19 protein-coding genes and 2 pseudogenes are annotated in these 18,444 nt (G+C 43.4%); 6 read left to right on the forward strand and 15 right to left on the reverse strand.

All coding sequences use genetic code 11. The features are described from left to right. Positions 1 to 85 precede the first annotated feature (85 nt). Positions 86 to 314, reverse strand: a pseudogene (locus tag P4S58_RS03795) (hypothetical protein). A gap of 107 nt (positions 315 to 421) precedes the next feature. Between P4S58_RS03795 and P4S58_RS03800 the strand changes: the two are divergent. Then, on the forward strand, positions 422 to 673 hold the full coding sequence (locus P4S58_RS03800; protein WP_337162953.1) for a hypothetical protein: 252 nt from the start codon (positions 422 to 424) through the stop codon (positions 671 to 673). Between the two features lie 43 nt (positions 674 to 716). Here P4S58_RS03800 and P4S58_RS03805 read toward each other — a convergent pair whose 3' ends face one another. From P4S58_RS03805 to P4S58_RS03815, 3 genes are all read right to left on the reverse strand, one after another. Beyond that, positions 717 to 2,237, reverse strand: coding sequence for an EAL domain-containing protein (locus tag P4S58_RS03805; protein WP_337162955.1), 1,521 nt, complete (start codon positions 2,235 to 2,237; stop codon positions 717 to 719). A gap of 23 nt (positions 2,238 to 2,260) precedes the next feature. Beyond that, positions 2,261 to 2,923 (reverse strand): hypothetical protein, encoded by a 663-nt coding sequence (locus P4S58_RS03810; protein ID WP_337162957.1) that lies wholly within the window; start codon positions 2,921 to 2,923, stop codon positions 2,261 to 2,263. A gap of 248 nt (positions 2,924 to 3,171) precedes the next feature. Beyond that, positions 3,172 to 4,407 (reverse strand): sensor domain-containing diguanylate cyclase, encoded by a 1,236-nt coding sequence (locus tag P4S58_RS03815; RefSeq protein WP_337162958.1) that lies wholly within the window; start codon positions 4,405 to 4,407, stop codon positions 3,172 to 3,174. A 114-nt stretch (positions 4,408 to 4,521) separates the two neighbouring features. On the opposite strand from P4S58_RS03815, the gene P4S58_RS03820 reads away from it, so the two are divergent. From P4S58_RS03820 to P4S58_RS03840, 4 genes and pseudogenes are all read left to right on the forward strand, one after another. Then, a complete protein-coding gene (locus P4S58_RS03820; RefSeq protein WP_102969538.1) occupies positions 4,522 to 4,683 on the forward strand; it encodes an integrase core domain-containing protein in 162 nt (53 codons plus the stop codon). A gap of 657 nt (positions 4,684 to 5,340) precedes the next feature. Continuing rightward, positions 5,341 to 5,560 (forward strand): annotated as a pseudogene (locus P4S58_RS03830) (RNase H family protein); the annotation flags it as partial. A gap of 578 nt (positions 5,561 to 6,138) precedes the next feature. Continuing rightward, the gene (locus P4S58_RS03835) at positions 6,139 to 7,689 is read left to right on the forward strand and encodes a sensor domain-containing diguanylate cyclase (RefSeq protein ID WP_337162959.1); all 1,551 of its coding nucleotides are present in this window, start codon (positions 6,139 to 6,141) and stop codon (positions 7,687 to 7,689) included. Between the two features lie 224 nt (positions 7,690 to 7,913). Then, complete coding sequence (locus tag P4S58_RS03840; protein ID WP_337162960.1) at positions 7,914 to 8,147, forward strand: hypothetical protein; 234 nt, start codon at positions 7,914 to 7,916, stop codon at positions 8,145 to 8,147. Between the two features lie 257 nt (positions 8,148 to 8,404). Here P4S58_RS03840 and P4S58_RS03845 read toward each other — a convergent pair whose 3' ends face one another. From P4S58_RS03845 to P4S58_RS03895, 11 genes are all read right to left on the reverse strand, one after another. Continuing rightward, positions 8,405 to 10,066, reverse strand: coding sequence for a methyl-accepting chemotaxis protein (locus P4S58_RS03845; RefSeq protein ID WP_337162961.1), 1,662 nt, complete (start codon positions 10,064 to 10,066; stop codon positions 8,405 to 8,407). 731 nt (positions 10,067 to 10,797) lie between these two features. Continuing rightward, positions 10,798 to 11,025 carry a hypothetical protein gene (locus tag P4S58_RS03850; protein ID WP_337162962.1) on the reverse strand — a complete coding sequence of 76 codons (228 nt, stop codon included), beginning with the start codon at positions 11,023 to 11,025 and terminating at the stop codon, positions 10,798 to 10,800. Positions 11,026 to 11,072: 47 nt separating this feature from the next. Further along, entirely contained in the window at positions 11,073 to 11,441 is a 369-nt protein-coding gene (locus P4S58_RS03855; protein ID WP_193305669.1) for a hypothetical protein, read from the reverse strand. 30 nt (positions 11,442 to 11,471) lie between these two features. Further along, positions 11,472 to 12,206, reverse strand: a complete 735-nt coding sequence (locus tag P4S58_RS03860) for a WYL domain-containing protein (protein WP_337162965.1) — start codon at positions 12,204 to 12,206, stop codon at positions 11,472 to 11,474. 318 nt (positions 12,207 to 12,524) lie between these two features. Next, complete coding sequence (locus P4S58_RS03865; protein WP_332189008.1) at positions 12,525 to 12,968, reverse strand: DUF2787 domain-containing protein; 444 nt, start codon at positions 12,966 to 12,968, stop codon at positions 12,525 to 12,527. Between the two features lie 50 nt (positions 12,969 to 13,018). Beyond that, positions 13,019 to 13,456 (reverse strand): DUF2787 domain-containing protein, encoded by a 438-nt coding sequence (locus P4S58_RS03870; RefSeq protein WP_337162966.1) that lies wholly within the window; start codon positions 13,454 to 13,456, stop codon positions 13,019 to 13,021. Continuing rightward, positions 13,453 to 13,926, reverse strand: a complete 474-nt coding sequence (gene radC, locus P4S58_RS03875; RefSeq protein ID WP_337162967.1) for a RadC family protein — start codon at positions 13,924 to 13,926, stop codon at positions 13,453 to 13,455. The genes P4S58_RS03870 and radC overlap by 4 nt, the downstream gene beginning before the upstream one ends. Positions 13,927 to 14,126: 200 nt before the next feature. After that, the gene (locus P4S58_RS03880; protein WP_337162968.1) at positions 14,127 to 14,657 is read right to left on the reverse strand and encodes an ankyrin repeat domain-containing protein; all 531 of its coding nucleotides are present in this window, start codon (positions 14,655 to 14,657) and stop codon (positions 14,127 to 14,129) included. A 19-nt stretch (positions 14,658 to 14,676) separates the two neighbouring features. Next, positions 14,677 to 16,134: a catalase gene (locus tag P4S58_RS03885; RefSeq protein WP_337162969.1), complete on the reverse strand. Its 1,458-nt coding sequence runs from the start codon at positions 16,132 to 16,134 to the stop codon at positions 14,677 to 14,679. 269 nt (positions 16,135 to 16,403) lie between these two features. Beyond that, entirely contained in the window at positions 16,404 to 16,745 is a 342-nt protein-coding gene (locus P4S58_RS03890; protein ID WP_337162970.1) for a carboxymuconolactone decarboxylase family protein, read from the reverse strand. 31 nt (positions 16,746 to 16,776) lie between these two features. Continuing rightward, positions 16,777 to 17,757: an SLAC1 anion channel family protein gene (locus tag P4S58_RS03895; RefSeq protein ID WP_102969260.1), complete on the reverse strand. Its 981-nt coding sequence runs from the start codon at positions 17,755 to 17,757 to the stop codon at positions 16,777 to 16,779. A 211-nt stretch (positions 17,758 to 17,968) separates the two neighbouring features. Here P4S58_RS03895 and P4S58_RS03900 point away from each other — a divergent pair, with 211 nt between their 5' ends. After that, positions 17,969 to 18,442 (forward strand): Dps family protein, encoded by a 474-nt coding sequence (locus P4S58_RS03900; protein WP_102969261.1) that lies wholly within the window; start codon positions 17,969 to 17,971, stop codon positions 18,440 to 18,442. Positions 18,443 to 18,444: the final 2 nt, after the last annotated feature.

The raw sequence follows: 18,444 nt of genomic DNA on the forward strand, positions 1-18,444 counted from the left end.
TTGATTGTGCCGCTTGTGTATAGAAGCAAAAAAAGAATGGGGAGCGTGATTGCTCCCCATTGTCATTTTACTGTTGCTTATGGCATTACTTTTCTTTGACGGCTTCGCAATCTTCAGGAACTGTGATGCTAGATACATCCTTACCTTTTTGTTGCGCCGCTTTCACATCCATTTTGTATTGAGTACATTTGCCAACACTGACGTTAATTGCACCCGCATCTGCGGATGGATTGCCGCCCAGTCTTCCACCAGAAAATGCGAGAAGAGGTTGAGAAAACTAACGCTGTAGCGATGAGTAGAGTTGGCTTGTTCATAGTTGATCCTTACGAGTCGGTTGAGTGTGTTATTTGCAAATTGAAAGTTAGAAGGTGTAGACAAAGGTGCCAGCGCTTTATCTCTAATGCTCAACGAAAAGTTTAGAATGCCCGCTATCAGGCTGGGCAACCCATTTTTACCTTCGCCTGATGAAGTCTCAGAGTTTTTGGGACTCCCTGTTTCTCCAAGAGAAAAAATAAAGTGGTTAAATGCGTCAGTGGTAAAGAGCAAGCAGCCGACAGACCGCGCGCTGGATAATACTAGCAAGGAGGGAATACTATGGACATCGATACGTCAGTTTGCTTGGCAATTGGCGAAAGTGTTTGCTATACCAAGAGCGTTTAAGTTGTATGGCTAGCGAAGCGCTGATGTTTGCTATTTCATCTTAAGTTGGGAGCTTGCTAGGTCAATCTCCGGGCGTTCGCCTGTAAATAGCGTTCAAAGTCACACAGCGATAAAGGCGGACTATAGTAATAGCCTTGGTGCGTGTCACATCCGTGCTCTCGAAGAAAGGCGGCTTGCGCATGTGTCTCAACACCCTCAGCAATAACATCGATGCCCAATGCTTTGGCCATGGCAATGGTCGCGGTGACAATGGATTGGTCGTTAGGGTTATCTTCAAGCTCTGAGACAAAGGAGCGATCGATTTTAATCTGACTTATAGGCAGACGCTTGAGATACTGCAAAGAGGAATAGCCCGTACCAAAATCGTCTAATGAAAAAATGATGCCACGCACTTTTAAGGCCTGCATGTGGGCGATAGTCAGTTCAATGTCATCGACTAGCAGGGTTTCAGTGAGCTCGAGCTTTAACGTACCAGGTAAAATCGGATAACGTTCAAGAACCGATTCGACTTTCGTCACGAAATCTGGGTGCGTGAACTGTTTGTAACTCACATTGACAGACAAAGTCAGATATTGGAAGTCAGATTGCCAACGCGAGAGTTGAAGGCAAGCTTGTTCTAGTACCCAATCCCCGATACTAATGATCAGTCCCGTTTCTTCCGCAAGTGGAATGAAGTCATCAGGTGCGATAAGTCCATGTTCTGGATGGAACCACCGAATCAGGGCCTCCGCGCCAATAGTTAGATGGGTGCCATGGACTTGAGGTTGATAAAACAATGCCAGCTGATTGAGTTCTAGGGCTTGGCGCAGTGACGACTCGAGATGGAGTCTTTGCAATAGCTTGTCTTGTATCGTGCTATGGTACAAATGTGACACATTTTTTCCGTCGTGCTTGGCGTACATTAACGCCATCCCTGCTCGATCAATGAGCTCCTCAGCGCCAACGGAATTGTCATTAAAAAGCGCCATCCCGATACTGGCGCTGTTGACAAACTTATGTTCGTCGATGGTATAAGGTTGTGCCAACGTCTCTAGGAGCTGAGTGCTCCATTGGTCGACTTGTTCGAGGGCTAGAGGATATTTTTCAGGTAAGCCACAAAGCATCAACATGAATTCGTCATGTCCGATGCGCGCTAACGTATCTTGGGGGCGAAGAAGCGCACAGATACGCTTTGTGATGAGCATCAGCAATGTATCGCCACATGGGTGACCATAAAGGTCAATGATTTTTTTAAAATCATCGATATCAATGTGAAGAACTGCGCAGTAAGAGCGACGATGTGCGAGAGAGTCGCATTGCTGAGTTAACTTATCCAATAACCAACGCCGGTTCGGTAGTGACGTCAGTGGGTCAAAGTAGGCGAGTTGGGTAATGGTTTCCTCGCTCTCTTTACGACTCGTGATATCTTGAATGAAGCCGGACAATCGCTCAGGCTCGCCGGACTTGAGGTAATGCACCTGTCCACGACACTCAATCCAACGGCGCTCCCCATCGCTCTGGCGAGTGACTGGACACTCTAGGAAGAAGTCTTCGCCCGTCTCAAAGCAGCGCTGCCGAGCGGCTATGAAGTCGGGCATGAAGTCTTCATCGATGACGGATTTTAGGGTGTCAAGGCCTGGGGGCAGGTCCTTTCTAATCCGAGCAAGTCATAAATTTGCGGTGACCACTGAGAACGAGTGCCCTCATAAGGGGATGACCAGTGCCCGATTTGAGCGTAATCCATGGCATCGTGAAGCCGGCGTTCACTGTCTCTGAGTCGCTCGAAGGCATAGTGGTGTGAATGCAGTTCACTGAGCATTGGGACCGCGACGTCGGCGAGGCGTTGTGAAGCGAATACCACTAACGATGCCATGGGCTCGGTTGGTGTAGACGGCTTTTGCGACGCAGAAAGCCAGCGAATCCATAAAGTGAGCGCCGCCAACAGTTGCTGTTGCTCTGTGCTCTTTTCTATTAAGGTGTGAAAGGCACGTAACGTGGAGCGGAAATTTTGATAAGCGTCGGGGTTAAGCGCCATTGTATGCTCAGCATGGCTAAAAAAGTGAGTGAGTGCGTTTAAGAGCTTTTCATCGCGTTGCGCTTCGATAAGGCACCGAGCTACGTCATCAAAAGGGCGCGTTTGAGGTATCGTGGGGTAATCTTCAGCAGTAAGTCTGCCTTGTTGGCCCTCAAAACTTAACAAACGGTTACGATGGGGCTGCGTCATCACTGCGGGGAAAATCTCTCTTGCTTCATGTCTAACATCGCTCGTATTTATGTTAATCATACTCAGGTTGTGTTGACAGTCAACGCGTCACGGGTACACACCGATTGATATCACCTTATATTGGGTAAGTTTTATGCACGACGTTTCATTTTTGAGAGGTAGTAGTCTCATTAATCGATAGTGGTGTTAGATGATTGTCGAATGTAAATTGACCGCCTACGGTTTGTCGAAAGTAGTCAGTTTGGTACACCAAGCGAACATCGCTCGAACACATCGCTCTTACTAAGTGTAGACCATATTTGACAATATTATGGGCGGTCCACCTTTACTTGGTTTCGTCCGTTACGTTTTGCGTCATAGAGAGCGCGATCGGCTCTCTTCAGAACATCGGAGACTTGTGTGTCGTCAGTGTCTAGACTGGCGACGCCGATGCTGATGGTAACGGACTTCGTAACGTCTAGCGCTAGATTCGCGATACGTGATCTCAAGGTGTTGGCGAGGTGCGAGGCACCGGTAAGGTCAGTGGACGGGCAGACAATTAAAAACTCCTCCCCACCCCAACGGCCTAACACGTCAGTTTGGCGTAGGGTGTCACGAAGTGTGTTGGCAATGGCTCGCAATGTGTTGTCGCCCACATCATGTCCATACGTATCATTGATGACCTTGAAGTGATCGATGTCGATGAGGATAACCGAAAATGGGTGCCCATAACGTTGCCCTTTTTGAAATTCTTGGTTGAGTACACGATCGAGTTCCCGACGGTTATAGATATCGGTCAGTGGATCGGTCACCGACAGCTGTCTTAACTTGGCTTCGAGTATGACTCGATCGGTAACATCCTCGATGACGGCTTGAACAGCTGGCGCTCCATCCCATTCAATCAGGCTGTCGTAGACGCGAAAGTAACGAATCTCTCCATCAAAACATCGATTTTTCACAACCGTCTTGGCCCCGGATAAACGGCCACTAATGAGTGATTGATAACGTGACTGAGCGTTGGCGTGCTCTTCTTCAGGTAGTAAAGTGAGTAAGTTGACATCACGGAGTACGGCGTCGATGGAGGGGGCGTGCATCAAGTCAACCCAAGCTTGATTGACAAATATGGGTTTAAAGTCTCGGTGGACGCTAATGCCTTGCCCTGAATTGGTGATCAGCTGTTTAAATTTTTGCTCATTTTCCTGAAGTTGCTGTTGGGCTCGTTCTTGTGCTGAGAGATCGATAACCGTGACTTGTAAAGCGGGTTTTCCGTTCCACTCAATCACGTGATCGATGGCAAACACTGAGAATTCCCGACCGTTGCGATCGCGATTACGAAAGCTTCTCCCTCGGGGAAGAACGTCACCTTTGAGCGTTTGATAATAGTTGTCGATCGCTTTGGGATGGTCAGAGGGATCAATCAAGTCAAGAAAGGAGTCTATTGAGTTGAGGAGTTCAGAGGCGCTAGAGTAGCCATACAGGTGCGCGTAGTATTCATTGACGAATACGGTCTCTAAATCTTGGATAATGATGATGCCATATTGGGTATCAATGGTTAACTTTGGCATGGCTGTCCTCGTACTCATTGTGCACAAGCGTGCAAGTGAATATTTATTATACGATCGCACGGATAGCGGTGCTATAGCCCTAGCGGCACTTATTTCACGTATGTTGATAAGTATATAGTTGAACGCCTTATAATAACCATTAAAGAGCAGTATGTTTGGATGCATAACTTCGGCTCTTTAGGTGAAGCTCGCTTTGCCATCGTCTACAACAACGAGCGTCCACATCAGGCGCTTAAGATGAAAACACCTGCTGAGGTATATGCTTTAGCGGCTTAGATTGTCCAATTTTAACTGGGTCATTACATCAGCTCGAAAGGTGATCTCCCTAGATATCAGAGATACTTCCAAGAAGTGGACGATGCCGATTAGAAACTGGCGACAAGCTCTAAACCGCTTTATGATTATGTTCGAAGACCGACTGACTGAATACATGTAACCCCCGACAGTTACACAGAACTATTTACAGGGTCTAGTAGTTCTTTCTCTGATATCTACACGATAAGTCGTTACCAGCGTTACGCTCCCTAGGCTGCTATAGCAGCCTAGGTTTGCTTCTATTTTTTGCTTGGCGGGTTGTTGGTGCGCCCACCACCTGAAGGATTCGATGTGCCATTTTTAGTCGGCCATAGTGGACTATTGTTTCCTGATAGTTGTTTATTTCCCATGAGTACGAGTGACTAAGTGCTTTTTCGTTGATGTCCAATATAGATATGTATGGTACCAGCTTCAATAACCCCCTCTGTATTGACTGGTACTTGATATAGTTAACTCGCTTTTTACTTATAACATATACCTTCAAATAGATGCGTTAAGGCAAAAAAAGAATGGGGAGCAATCACGCTCTCCACTGTCGTTTTTTACTGCTGCTGTTGGCATTAACATTACTTTTTTTGATGATTTCACTGCCTTCGGGCATTGTGATGGCTGGAAAAGAAAGGCTGGCGTAGAGCCGATAAAGCAGATTAAGAATCGACGCTTATGGCAGGCAGTCGATGAGCTGCGTTCTGGCAAGTATGTCGAAGTCGAAAAGATTAGAGCGCATTCTGGTGTAAGAGGGAATGAGATAGCGGATTCGCTAGCTGTTGATGCAGCTAGAAGTGATATAAATTCATGTAACAGTGCGGCTTGTAGGTTCAATCCAACAAGCCGATAGTATTCGTTATTTGCGTTTTTCTTAATAACATATAACTGAAGACGGATACGATAAAGATAAAAATGAGGATTCAACGTTGCCTTCTATTAAACGGTTATCTATAGAGCTATCAAGTAGGGTTGTAATATAAGCACTTGATTTTATGACGCATACTCCTATTTCAATAAAAACCAATGCAGGTTAGGTCTATGCTCTACGTTGTGATCTGTATCTGGTCGTCCTTAAAACGTTAGATGCATGCAAAATTGGCTGTAATAGGACGTAATGAAAAAATATACGCTTCATATTGCATCTTTTGGGGAGAGAAGAATTTTGCCCAGCGTTTTAGCCATCAGGGTAGAAGACGTATCCGACTTTTGTCTATGGCGGGAATGTAGATAAAATGTTTCTCGATACTCCGTCACAATCATCAAGTAACGCTCAAGGCAAAACGCGATGATAGTTAGTCTGTTATACAGTTAGTCGCATTTTTTCATGAGTACGGTATAGTTACATCGTAATGCTTGCTATTACATATTTTTTAGTTCATTTAGAATGATTATTCTTCTCTTAAAAATAGGTACAGTAATTTGTCCAGAGTGGTTGATAAGTTGAATTTAAGAAAGTTGATACTTTTTTTATGCATGTTCAGTGTAGCTATTACTTTATTGAATGCCTTTTACACAGTTTATCGCGTTCAAAAAGAATTGATTCTTAGCAATACGATGGAATCCAATTGGGTTTATGCCGAAAAAATGGCGGACATGACCGATGCTTTTATTGATACCGCGATGTCTCAGTTGAACTTTAGTGCGAATATATTGAGTAAAAAGATTGGCGATACTCAACTGTTAGACAATGAAGTTGAACGTTTAAGACTACAGACGAATGCATTCAATTCAGTGGTAGTCGTGGATTCTAAAGGCACTATCATTGCCATATCACCTGAAACATTGGCATTGAAAGGCGTTACATTAAAACAAGACACTGCTCGCCAATCTTTAAACGCAAGAGCGCCTCTCATTACGGACCCTTTTGTATCACCAGCTGGCAACTATATTACGAGTATCTCCCATCCGATTTATTCTGAAGCTGGCGAATATTTAGGGTATGTCAGTGGTACTTTGTATTTGGAACGCCAAAATATCTTGACAAGACTTTTGGGTAAACATAGTCATCAAGATGGTTCGTATATGTATGTCGTCGACCGGAATAAAACCATCATTTATCATCCCGATAAGAGGAGAGTCGGGCAAGTGATACTCAATAATGAGGCTATCAACGCGGTTGTTAACTGGGAAGGTGGATATGGGGACATTGTCAATTCGCAAGGTGTTGATATGTTGGCTGGTTACGCGCCAGTAAAGAACTCTGGATGGGGCGTGATAGTCCAAAAGCCAAAGAATAATGCTTTAAACGGCCTTAATGAGTTAATGCTTCATGTTTTCTGGGAAGGTTTCCCGATAGGTGTGCTGACATTGATGTTTATTTGGGGAGCTTCAATTTTGATATCTCGGCCCCTTTGGCAGCTAGCCAGTGCTGTTACTAAAATTGGCAATCACAAGTCGACGATATCGGATTTAAACCGTATTCATGCATGGTACTTTGAAGCGTTGCACTTAAGACGGAGCTTTTTGAATGCTATGGGTGTCGTGTCAAATACCATTGATAAGCTCCATTCTGATACGTTAACGGATGCGCTTACTGGTATTTTAAATCGAAGAGGCTTAGATAAGGCGATTGAACAGTTTCAAGAGCAAAATAGGCCATTTTCATTGTTGGCTTTGGACATTGACCACTTCAAGAGGGTCAATGATACATTTGGTCATCATGTCGGGGACGAGCTAATAAAAAGTCTATCCAAGATAATGATGGATGAGGCTAGAGAACAAGATGTTGTGTGCCGCTCTGGTGGTGAAGAATTCATTATTTTTCTTGCCAACACTAACCCGACTAGAGCGTTTGATGTAGCAGAGCGAATTCGCCGATCAATAGAAGCCTATCATTTTGATACTGTCGGTAATGTGACAATTTCAATTGGTGTTTCGCACTGGACAGGACAAGGGGATTCTATACACGAGGCAATCAAAAATGCAGATAATGCTCTGTATAAAGCTAAGCGTAATGGTCGAAATCGAACTGAACTGTAATAGAAGGTTTTAGGTCATGGTCAGCCACTCTTGTCAGGCTATAAACTCTAGGGGAGGTAAGTTTTGTTTGGTAGCCTGACTCTGTAAGATTTCTAATAGCTCAAATGATTAAAGTTTCGATTACGCCTGGTATAGCTACTTTGTTGTATCGAGAATCGCTACTTTCAAGGCTATTTAGCTATATACTAGGTAAGTGAACTATAGGTGACATAGGGTTCGTGAGAGTGGTTAATACAAATCTTAAAGAATATGATGATTTAGTAGATAAGTACTCAGGTGTTCTACTATCTGAATTAACAGAAGAGCTTGGAGATGAACAGACTGCACTATATGTAACAGTTTTGACTTTTGAAACTCTCTGGTTATTTCTGAAAAATAATGCTCCCCCTAACAATATTCTCAGGTGGCTACACATTCGCGCAAAATACATACAGGCGGGGAAAGTTAACAGCCACTAATCCTCTAGTCATTTGATTGTTCAAAGGTGCGACTACAAAGAATTGATGCCATATTTGGATAAACTCCCTACGCCTTCCCTTAAGATGTTGAATCGAGTTGTTAAGTAATGTATGACAATAAGTGAGCGCAGAGTTTCTGTGTAAGTGCATCATAATCAAAGACACAAAAAGTCAGCAATTTGGATTGCTGACTTTGCATACCCTATTTAGCACGAGGGAGCCGTCGTACTCCCATTTAGATTCATAGAGCTAGGGAGCTATACTTTGAAACGTTCAACCAAAGAGGATAACTCTTTAACCTTGATATTTAAGTCTTCGCTACCACGCTTATTGTCCTGAGCTAGCTTGGAAGCATCATCACTTTGTTCTGATATAACCACGACCCTCTGAGATATTTCTTGTCCAACTACACTTTGTTGGCTGGTCGCAGTGGCAATTAGAGCGTTCATGTCTAAAATGTCTTGCACAGATTCTTGGATTTTGCGAAGAGCGGAAGTCGCTGAGTTAGCTTGAGAGACAGTATCGATACTGCGTTTATGACTCTTGCCCATTACGGTAACAGCATCATCTGAAGCAGCTTTTAGGCGCTGTATGATATCGTGAATGTCTCCAGTACTGTCCTGCGTACGACTTGCTAGTTTACGGACTTCATCTGCCACTACAGCAAAGCCACGACCTTGATCTCCAGCTCGGGCAGCTTCGATGGCTGCATTCAGTGCTAACAAGTTAGTTTGCTCAGCGATCTCCTGAATAATATCAAGCGATGATGAAATGTTCTTTACATCGCCCTCAAGCTTGGATATTACAATACTTGCTTGAGCTACCTCTTCTGATAAAGCTGATACAGAACTTGCTGTAGCCACAACGACTTGATGCGCAACACTAACATTATCTTCTGCTTCCCGTGCAGAATCAGCAGCTTGACCAGCATTATTCGATATCTCTGCCGCTGTCGCTGTCATTTCTGTCATCGCTGTCGCTACTTGTTCTGTCTCTTTTTGCTGACCAGCAGAAAGTTGAGCTGAATCCGAAGCTCTCTGATTCATCGCTTTGCTCTCTTGAACAACTTGCTGACTTACATTTCTAACTTGGTTGATAATCTCTTGAAGACTCGCTACAAATGTATTGAAATCTTCACTAAGAGCATTAAATTCCCTTGCTTTAAAGCTTTCCATGCGAGCTGTCAAATCAGCATCACCACTAGCGAAAGAACGGATAGAGTTACTAAAGAGTTCAAGTGGTCTCATAACGCTTCTATTCACTAGATATGCCATGAAAGCAACGCTCAGCATAACGACGACGCTAATTAGAATCAGTGTCCAAAGACTTTGATCTAATCTATCTAAAGCACTTTTTTCCATATGCATCAGTTCTTGTTCTACATCGTCGGTGTAGATACCGGCACCTAAAGTCAGATCCCATTGTGGAATATAAATAGAGTAACTAAGCTTGGGCAGTGGTGATGAACTGCCAGGTTTAGGGAAGTAATACGTTGTGAATTTTTCAGCCTTTGCATTCTTAATTAATTCTTGAACAAAATAGCTGCCATTCGAGTCCTTGAGATTATAAAAGCTTTGACCAATACCTACGTTACTTTTTCCTAGAAGTAGTCTTATGCCTTTTGAGTCATACCCAAATAGATACCCTGAATCACCGAACTTAACATTTCTCAAAAGAGAAATGGCATCTTCACGAGACGCTTTTGTTTGTTTTAGTGGAGCTAAGGCACTATCTGCGATTTCTAGGTAGGTTCGTAGCTCAGCCTTCTTCATTTCTATCATCGCTTCGTGGGCGCTAGCAATTTGATCTGAGCTTAAACGTCTGGCTTCAATTGAGGCCTCTAACATCATTGCGATAGATACAATGATCACTGGTAAGAAAGACAAAACATAAAGTCGATGTCTAATGGTCAAATTCATGACGTATTCCTTTCATTATTTGTATTCGTGCATACTAGATGAAAAGCTAACGGACATTAAAGCACTACTTGTAATGGCCGCAGTATAAAACAATGTGGTTACATGATTGGAAGCTTACAATACATGAAATATTCCGTGCAATTTAAGCTACTGACAATCTATCGCGTTAAATAAAGATCAACTCATTTTTGCTATATCTTCTCAAACATAAATTTTAAATAAGTGACGGTTAATTGTTGGTAAGAGAGACCTATGCCTGAAATTGAGTTGCTCTAACGGTTAACTTCATATGGGGCATTATTAGGAAGAACTTGTTAAGGCTGGTTATCTTGTAGTGATTTGTGAGTGGCCGTTTAAACCTAGAATAATAGATAGCTCGACTTACCTTGCTTATCATGAGGCCCGTTTGTTGCGATTGTAGTCGTTTAACTCAGATAGACGCTAAACAGAAGGTTATTGCCTAAGATTCAGCTTTCTAAGGTATTGTAAAAAATTGAGCACGTGAGGTCAGTGACGCAAAAGTGAGTGGTGAGCACTAGTCACGTCACCTCCCTCACGGTATTAAGCATAACTCAATTTGTATAAATAACCTACTTCACTATATTTGATTATCCAGCATCTGAATTATCAACCCTTGTCCAGATAACACGTTGATGGACGACAGAAGAAAAAAGAATGGGGAGCGTGATTGCTCCCCATTGTCGTTTTTTAATCGTTGCTGGTGGTAGGTATTACTTTTCTTTGGCTGCTTCACAGCCTTCAGGAACGGTGATGGTAGTTACGTCTTTACCTTTCTGTTGCGCCGCTTTCATATCCATTTTGTATTGAGTGCACTTGCCTACACTGACGTTGACGGCACCCGAATCCGCGGATGGGTTGCCGCCCAGTGTTCCACCAGCAAAGGCGGAAGAGGTTGAGAAAACTAGCGCTGTAGCAATGAGTAGAGATGACTTGTTCATAGTTTATCCTTACGAGTTGGTTTAGTGTGTTATTTGGGAATTGAAAGTTAGAAGTTGTAGACAAAGGTGCCAGCGCTGGAGGTGACTTCGATTTCTTTAACGCTGTCCACGGTGCAGTTGTTGCTGTATCCGGTGTACGTTTGGCCGAACTGCAACGAAACGTTTCTTGATAGCTCTGAGGTTGTTCCTGCGGGTAATCGGCAGTTGCCTCGGTTAATCACTACATCGCTTACTACGGTGTTGTCGGTGATGGCTTGTAGGTCAAAGACCAATGTTCCCCAGTGAGGGTTAGCTGATATCGACACCTCAATATCTGCGGTTGCTGCTTGAGTTTCTTCTTGGTCGCCACAAGCGGTGAGTCCGATAAACAGCACGCTCATAGCGACGTATCGGGCTAGGGTGTTGATTAATGTCATAACGGTGCTCTCCTTATCGGTGAGTGAAATTCAGGACGCACTGATTCCATCGTGTTCACGCATGAACCGCTCTAGATTGAAATCAGTGGGATAGATAAAAGAAAACGTCGATACACTGGCCTCATCAATCAAAGGCAAGGCTAGGGTGCGTATCGTGTGTTGGCCGGATAATCGAAAGAGCAGCAAGAGCGCGTCACACTGAACCGAGAGTCCCAGAGGCTCAATGAGCGCCTTCTCTTGCTGCAATACTTGGCTAGATATCTTGAGCATACGGTTGTGCAGTAATGCCGTGTGTATCGCATTCAACACTTGCCGTTGCTCGTCACTCCACTCGCGAATCGTGGGCAATGCCACATGTACTTTGGCTAACCATGCTTGCTCTTTTGAATGTGCTGAACCCTTATGGGGCAAGGGTTTGTCTCTCTCCGAGGAGCACCCTTGCCCATAATTCAGTGCATCAGGAACCAGCGGTAGTAAGTACTTGTTGGTCAGTTGCCAATAGAGCATTTCCTGCTTGTTGAGCTTCCATAATTGCTCTGAGGTTTTCCGATACACATGGGGCATGCTCATCGAATCACACTCCACGTTAAACACTTCCACAATGACTTCATCGAGGTAGCGTTTAATGCTGCGCGTGGTGCGGTGGATATCGAGTAGGGCTAACTGCTGCTGCAACTCCCTAACGGTAATCCATCGATGTTGAGGAATAAGCATCAGCGTGTGCAGCAAAGCGGATAACCCTTCAATGCTGGTTTTATTGCTCATGACTACGCTCTCAATACATCAAAGCTCCACACCGGAGTCGGACATTTAATGTCGGGAGAATAGAGGTGGGTCAGACACATAATGTCCAACGGTGAAAACAGCATCAATCGGCATCACCAAAGCGTGAGCCGATTAACATTAACGAGGCTTATGCTTATCACTGAGCTCGGCAATCACTACCAATAACCCAATCAACAGCACCACCAGAAACCCTAAAGTGGATAGGGCTCCTATGGCACCGAAGAACGGGGAAAGGGAGAACAGCGTGATGAGGGCAGTGACAAGTTTGATGGTTTGTAGAAGAAGGGAAGTCATGAGTTATTGCGGGGTGACGGCTATCTCGTTGTAAGCGTCCATATCGACATAGGCAAGAAAGTTATTCTCCCATAGCCGATACAGCTCTTTGGCATCACGGCTACCTTGCATTGGTAGCCAGCCACGATAGGCCACAAAGAACTGTCCAACCCGAAAATCAAAATCCAAGTTGCGCTCTAGCTCTGGATAGTAATTTCCCATGTAAGCAAAGTCGGTGATGTACTCAATACTCCATTCCCCTGTTGAGGTTTGGCAAATTGCCATCTCAACTGGATGAAAACCGCCTTCATCCGCGCTGTAACTTTTATCGCGAAAATTAAACACCAGATAACGGCTGGTGGTCAGTGCTTCATTACTCAGCAAATGAGCGGTGAGTTGCTCACTTAGCAGCTTGTGCAGTTTCTTTGACACAGGTAGTGTGGATGCCGTAAAGATTAATTTGGACATAGTGAGTCCTCCTTGTTTCAGGATTCAAATAAGAAATGAGAGATTAGGTTTTAGTGGAACGTGCCGACCATCGTCAGTTGCACATCATCAAAGACGTTTCTGGAAAGGTGGCGAGCGAAGGCTTTCATCCAGACCGAGAGCAGCTCTTGTACCTCTGGGTGGGATAAATCCGTGCTCCCCACATCGGGTTGATAGCACCAGCGATTAGCCAGATGAAAGTACAACTCAGGCTCAACGGTTGTACTGTTGTCATCGGGATAAGAGAAGCTGGCAAAGAACACCACCAGCCAAGGGCTTGAAGCTGACTCTCGTTTAAGCTGCACCTCAATAGGGTGTAAACCTTGTCGATGTCGGTAGTAACTCATTTGGCGGCAGTTCAGCACGAGTCGTTCAGCGTTCTCTGGAAGAGTGTACCGATTCAGAAGTGCTTCCAGTGACACATGTAAAGCATCATCAATAGAAAGCTCACCGTAATGTTGTTCAATCATAACCAACCTCTTTCAGCAAATGAGGTGCAAGTATCGCCTGTCACGATATGGTCGAGCACTCGCACATCCACCAGCGCGAGCGCGTCTTTGAGTCTTTCGGTTATGCGTCTATCGGCTTGTGATGGCGTAGAATCACCCGATGGATGGTTATGGGCAAATATCACCGCTGCGGCATTGACTTCCAGCACGGTTTTCACTACTTCACGTGGATAGATGCTGGCCGCGTCCACCGTTCCTTGAAACAGCTCTTTAAACTCAATCAGACGGTTTTGGTTATCCAGTAGTAATAAGGCAAACACTTCACGCTCATAGCTGCCTAGTTTACAGCGCACATACTCTTTGGTGGCATCAGGGTTGATTAGGGCATCACCGCGCACATAGCGGTTAGCCAGTATTTCAGCGGCATGCTCTAGGATTTCATTTTCCTGATAGCGTTGCTGCTTTTGGTAATCGGAAGTTTTGGGATTCATTTCAGGCTCCTGTCGGAATCAATGATGGGTTTCACATTGATGACATATGCCTGAAGATTTTTGGATTGAGAGATATGCGGGGAGCATATAGGTCTGCATCTCCCTTTGTAGATGGCAAAGCTAAGCTGTCGTTTGCTGAGATTTTCGTCACATAGCTAGTCTGGTTACCTGTATAGAAAATAGTTACTAACTAACAGATATTATTTTTTTATTAACATCATTGAACTCAGAGCAATGAACTTTACGATGCTCTTAAATTTGGAGTGAGCTTTCGCCGGATAGGTTTTATTTAAGTAATCAATAATTTTTTTTCGATTAAACATTAAAGCCCAATCACGCGCTGTCATATTGGTTTTGTTAGTTAGCTGTGGGTTTGAACCAAATTCTAATAGCAATTTAAAAATATCTAGATTGCCCTTATAGGCACTGGCCATGAGCACTGTATTACCTACATTATCCGCTGAGTTTACATCAGCACCGCATCTTAATAATGCTTCGCAGCAATCTTTTTCATTATTGTAGACTGCCAGCATCAAGGCAGAATACCCACTTGAGTTTGTTTCATTAATGTTTATATCCGAGGTGTTGGATAATAGATTAACCAAACTATAAAAATCACCTGAACGTGCACAATCAATCAGCGTAGTATCAACGCGGTAGGTTTTTTTATAATCGTCCCATTTCCTCATAATTCCCCCAAAAAAGGGGCTTTTATCAATCAACACAGCCACTGATAAAAGCCTTTCAATATTAAATGATGTCAGAAATTTTTAGCTTTAGAGCATCTGCAACCCCTTGGGCATAAGCAGGGTCTGCTTGGTGACAGTTTCTAATATGTCTATATTGAACTTCCAAAGACGCAGGACCGATGCTTCGAGCAGTATTTTCAAACAACACCGTCTTTTGTTCCGGCGTCATTAAATTAAATAACGCCCTTGGTTGACTAAAATAGTCATCGTCATCTTCGCGAAAGTCATAGCTATAGGCACCACCTTGAATTGCTAGTTCAGGCTCTTTAGTGTCGAGTTGTTCTTGCCATAAACCAAGGCTATTTGGTTCGTAAGCTTTTGTGCTTCCGTAGTTACCATCTACCCGCATTGCACCATCTCTATGGAAAGAATTCACCGGGCATTTCGGTTGATTAACCGGGATATGAGCATGATTGACGCCTAATCTATAACGCTGTGTATCTCCGTATGAAAATAATCGACCTTGTAACATCTTGTCTGGCGAAAAGCCGATGCCAGGTACAATATTGGCAGGGTTGAATGCCGCTTGTTCTACTTCGGCAAAATAATTGTCTGGGTTTCGGTTCAGCTCAAGAACACCAACATCAATTAAAGGAAAGTCATTATGTGGCCAAACCTTAGTTAGATCAAAAGGATGAATAGGATAGGATTTTGCTTCTTCTTCAGTCATTATCTGAACTTTCATATCCCAACGAGGGAAATCTCCATTTTCAATGGATTCATAAAGATCTTGTTGATGACTCTCTCGGTTTTTGCCAACAATTTCTTCGGCTTCTTGGTCCGTTAGGTTTTCTATTCCTTGCTGAGATTTAAGGTGGAACTTAACCCAACAACGTTCATTTTTATCATTGATGAAGCTAAACGTATGACTACCAAAACCATGCATATGGCGATAACTTTTTGGGATCCCTCTATCACTCATGACAACTGTGACCTGATGAAGTGCTTCAGGTAAAAGCGTCCAAAAATCCCAGTTGGTATTGGCACACCGCATATTGGTTCTCGGATCGCGTTTCACTGCGTGATTCAAATCGGGAAACTTGAGTGGATCTCTTAGAAAAAAGACTGGAGTATTGTTACCAACAAGATCCCAGTTTCCTTCATCAGTATAAAATTTTATCGCGAATCCTCTAATATCTCTTTCTGCATCAGCTGCTCCGCGTTCACCTGCTACTGTCGATAGGCGAACAAAAACATCCGTTTTTTTACCTACAGATGAAAAGATATTGGCTTTAGTGTACTGAGTAATATCGTGGGTGACAGTAAATGTCCCATAGGCACCAGAGCCTTTTGCGTGCATTCTCCTTTCAGGAATAACTTCGCGATCAAAATGGGCTAGTTTTTCTAAAAACCAAAAATCTTGTAGAAGCATTGGTCCTCTAGGACCAGCTGTTTGTACGTTTTGGTTGTCGTAAACGGGGCATCCGCTCGTTGTAGTAAGTTTATTTTTATCTTTCATTGCAGTCCCTTTTATTTGCTTACACTGTGAAAACTTAATCTCTTAAGCTAACAGATAGAATAATTATTGATATTTTTGCAACTTTGATTAGGGTGTTTATTCTAGTATGCAACCCTGTGTTAACAGCTTAGATATATGTAAACTATTTTTCCAATCACTCGCCTTCAATCAACCCGATATCCACAGTTTATTATTGGCTCGATTTTCAGTAGTAAACGCTTATTGGCGCCTCTAGTTGATGTAATTCGGTGATACATACATTGTTTTAATTATTCACAAAACTCGTCCACGGCAGCCAACGCTTGTGTGCCATAAATCACAGCAGGGCCACCTCCCATCAAAATTGCCACATTAATGGTCTCAATCAGTTCTTCTCTGGAAGCCCCAGCTTTTACTGCTGCTTCAACGTGGGAACCGATACAGCCATCACAACGAACATTGATGGCAATCGCAACGGCGATAAGCTCTTTATACTTAGTTTCCATAGCGCCCGGAGCAAAAGCTGCCTTGTGAAGGTTTAAAAAAGCGTTAAGAGTATCAGGGCTCGCTTTTCGAAAAGCGGAACCTAATTTGCGTTGTTGCTGATTAATGTCTGTATAATTTTTACTCATAATTTTACCTTAGTTGTATATTCAAATTTATTTACTCTGGCTTGCATATTTCACCAGCTCTTATGGCTTTGAATGTATTAAATGAAAGCCACAGAATTAAAAGGGTTAGGCATCCTAATAGCGCTATACCCGTATAGAAGCATTCAGGTGACTGAGCTAGCTCGGCATATCTAAACAGAGCGACATTAAAAGCTGCTACCGGAAATGAAAAAGCCCAGGATGAAAGATAAAACCCACCTTTTCGAAATTGATTGATATTGAGCACCAGCAAAATAGCGGTGAATAGTGCAACAGAAGCAAGTATTCTGGATAAGTCAGTCAGTTCTGGCACTAGTGAGCTGTAGGACACAAAGCCAATGGATGGTGGTGCTAACAAGATAAACAGCATCGGTTTAAAACGTGTTGGCAGAGCTTCATGAAAAATCAAACGGTTGGTAATGATGGTTAATAGCACCATCCAAAAAACAATGCCAACGCTGAAAAAGAACCAGCTTACCTCGATATATCCCAACTTAGCACCGGTGATTGGAGCAATAATGTTACCAACAACCGGAATAAACCAACTCGGGTTGGCGTGCTCTAGCCGGTAGTGATCGTGGTGTATCCAGCTATGCATAACCAGTAAAGTTAACGATAGCTGAACGATCGCTCCAACGCCCCATAAATAATAGGAAAGCAATTCAAACTTATGCCAAACGACGGAAAGGAGTAATAGGCTGATTGAGAAAGCAGCAAAGAAATTAATCTTAATTGGATGCTTTGTTTCTGCAATCACTGCATTTGGATAGCGAAAAAGTTTTAGTAGATAAAGACCACTCACCAGCAGCATAACGATACTTGCCAAAGCACTGGTGAATGTTGTCACCACAGGGAAAGACATACCCAGAGCTTTTTGCCATGCGATTGAAAATCCACTCAGACCCATAACGACAGAGAACATTGAAATAGGGAAATGTATTAATCGGTTTTCTACCTTTGCAGAGGATGAGTGGTTTATGGATAAATTGTTCATATCAAGCCTTTTCAGTTGGTAGCTTTTACCATTAGTTGGCTCTAATATATCCCTATCTGACTGACGTTTTTAGTTGCCAATATGACAAAATACATTCCTAACACGACAAATAGTTTTTTAGCAAAATGAACTGTTATAGAGTGGTTGTTATAGCCGCTATAGAATTTTCTATACTTATGTGCTGAATGTTTTAATCAATCAAGGAGTCACTATGGATACTATCGATATAGGAATTAATGAAGCTGACCGCATTGCTATTGCTGAAGGCTTGAAACGTCTGCTGGCAGACTCTTACACCCTTTATCTACAAACTCACAATTTTCACTGGAACGTAACCGGGCGACAGTTTCGCGATCTCCATTTGATGTTTGAAGAGCATTACACTGAGCTTGCAACAGCCGTCGATGATGTCGCGGAACGTATTCGTTCATTGAATATTGTTGCTCCAGGCACTTATAAATCGTTAGCGGCATTAAGCTCTATTGAAGAAGTGGAAGATATTCCGCCAGCAATGGAGATGGTAAAAATCTTGACGCAAAGTCATGAACAAGTGATCAGAACTTGCCGTGAGATATTAAAAACGGCTCAGGATGCCGATGATGAATCTTCCGCTGCATTGATTTCAGATCGAATGCGCGTGCATGAAAAAACGGCATGGATGTTAAGAGCTATGTTGGTCGCATAAAA

The sequence above is a fragment of the Vibrio sp. Hal054 genome, assembly GCF_037162405.1.
In the GTDB taxonomy this organism is placed as follows: Bacteria; Pseudomonadota; Gammaproteobacteria; order Enterobacterales; family Vibrionaceae; genus Vibrio; species Vibrio diazotrophicus.

Bases quoted from the DNA above. Each gene is read 5' to 3' on its own strand.
- P4S58_RS03800 (WP_337162953.1), top strand. From the start codon at position 422: ATGCCCGCTATCAGGCTGGGCAACCCATTTTTACCTTCGCCTGATGAA.
- P4S58_RS03805 (WP_337162955.1), bottom strand. From the start codon at position 2,237: ATGCCCGACTTCATAGCCGCTCGGCAGCGCTGCTTTGAGACGGGCGAA.
- P4S58_RS03810 (WP_337162957.1), bottom strand. From the start codon at position 2,923: ATGATTAACATAAATACGAGCGATGTTAGACATGAAGCAAGAGAGATT.
- P4S58_RS03815 (WP_337162958.1), bottom strand. From the start codon at position 4,407: ATGCCAAAGTTAACCATTGATACCCAATATGGCATCATCATTATCCAA.
- P4S58_RS03845 (WP_337162961.1), bottom strand. From the start codon at position 10,066: ATGAATTTGACCATTAGACATCGACTTTATGTTTTGTCTTTCTTACCA.
- P4S58_RS03850 (WP_337162962.1), bottom strand. From the start codon at position 11,025: ATGAACAAGTCATCTCTACTCATTGCTACAGCGCTAGTTTTCTCAACC.
- P4S58_RS03855 (WP_193305669.1), bottom strand. From the start codon at position 11,441: ATGACATTAATCAACACCCTAGCCCGATACGTCGCTATGAGCGTGCTG.
- P4S58_RS03860 (WP_337162965.1), bottom strand. From the start codon at position 12,206: ATGAGCAATAAAACCAGCATTGAAGGGTTATCCGCTTTGCTGCACACG.
- P4S58_RS03865 (WP_332189008.1), bottom strand. From the start codon at position 12,968: ATGTCCAAATTAATCTTTACGGCATCCACACTACCTGTGTCAAAGAAA.
- P4S58_RS03870 (WP_337162966.1), bottom strand. From the start codon at position 13,456: ATGATTGAACAACATTACGGTGAGCTTTCTATTGATGATGCTTTACAT.
- radC (WP_337162967.1), bottom strand. From the start codon at position 13,926: ATGAATCCCAAAACTTCCGATTACCAAAAGCAGCAACGCTATCAGGAA.
- P4S58_RS03885 (WP_337162969.1), bottom strand. From the start codon at position 16,134: ATGAAAGATAAAAATAAACTTACTACAACGAGCGGATGCCCCGTTTAC.
- P4S58_RS03890 (WP_337162970.1), bottom strand. From the start codon at position 16,745: ATGAGTAAAAATTATACAGACATTAATCAGCAACAACGCAAATTAGGT.
- P4S58_RS03895 (WP_102969260.1), bottom strand. From the start codon at position 17,757: ATGAACAATTTATCCATAAACCACTCATCCTCTGCAAAGGTAGAAAAC.
- P4S58_RS03900 (WP_102969261.1), top strand. From the start codon at position 17,969: ATGGATACTATCGATATAGGAATTAATGAAGCTGACCGCATTGCTATT.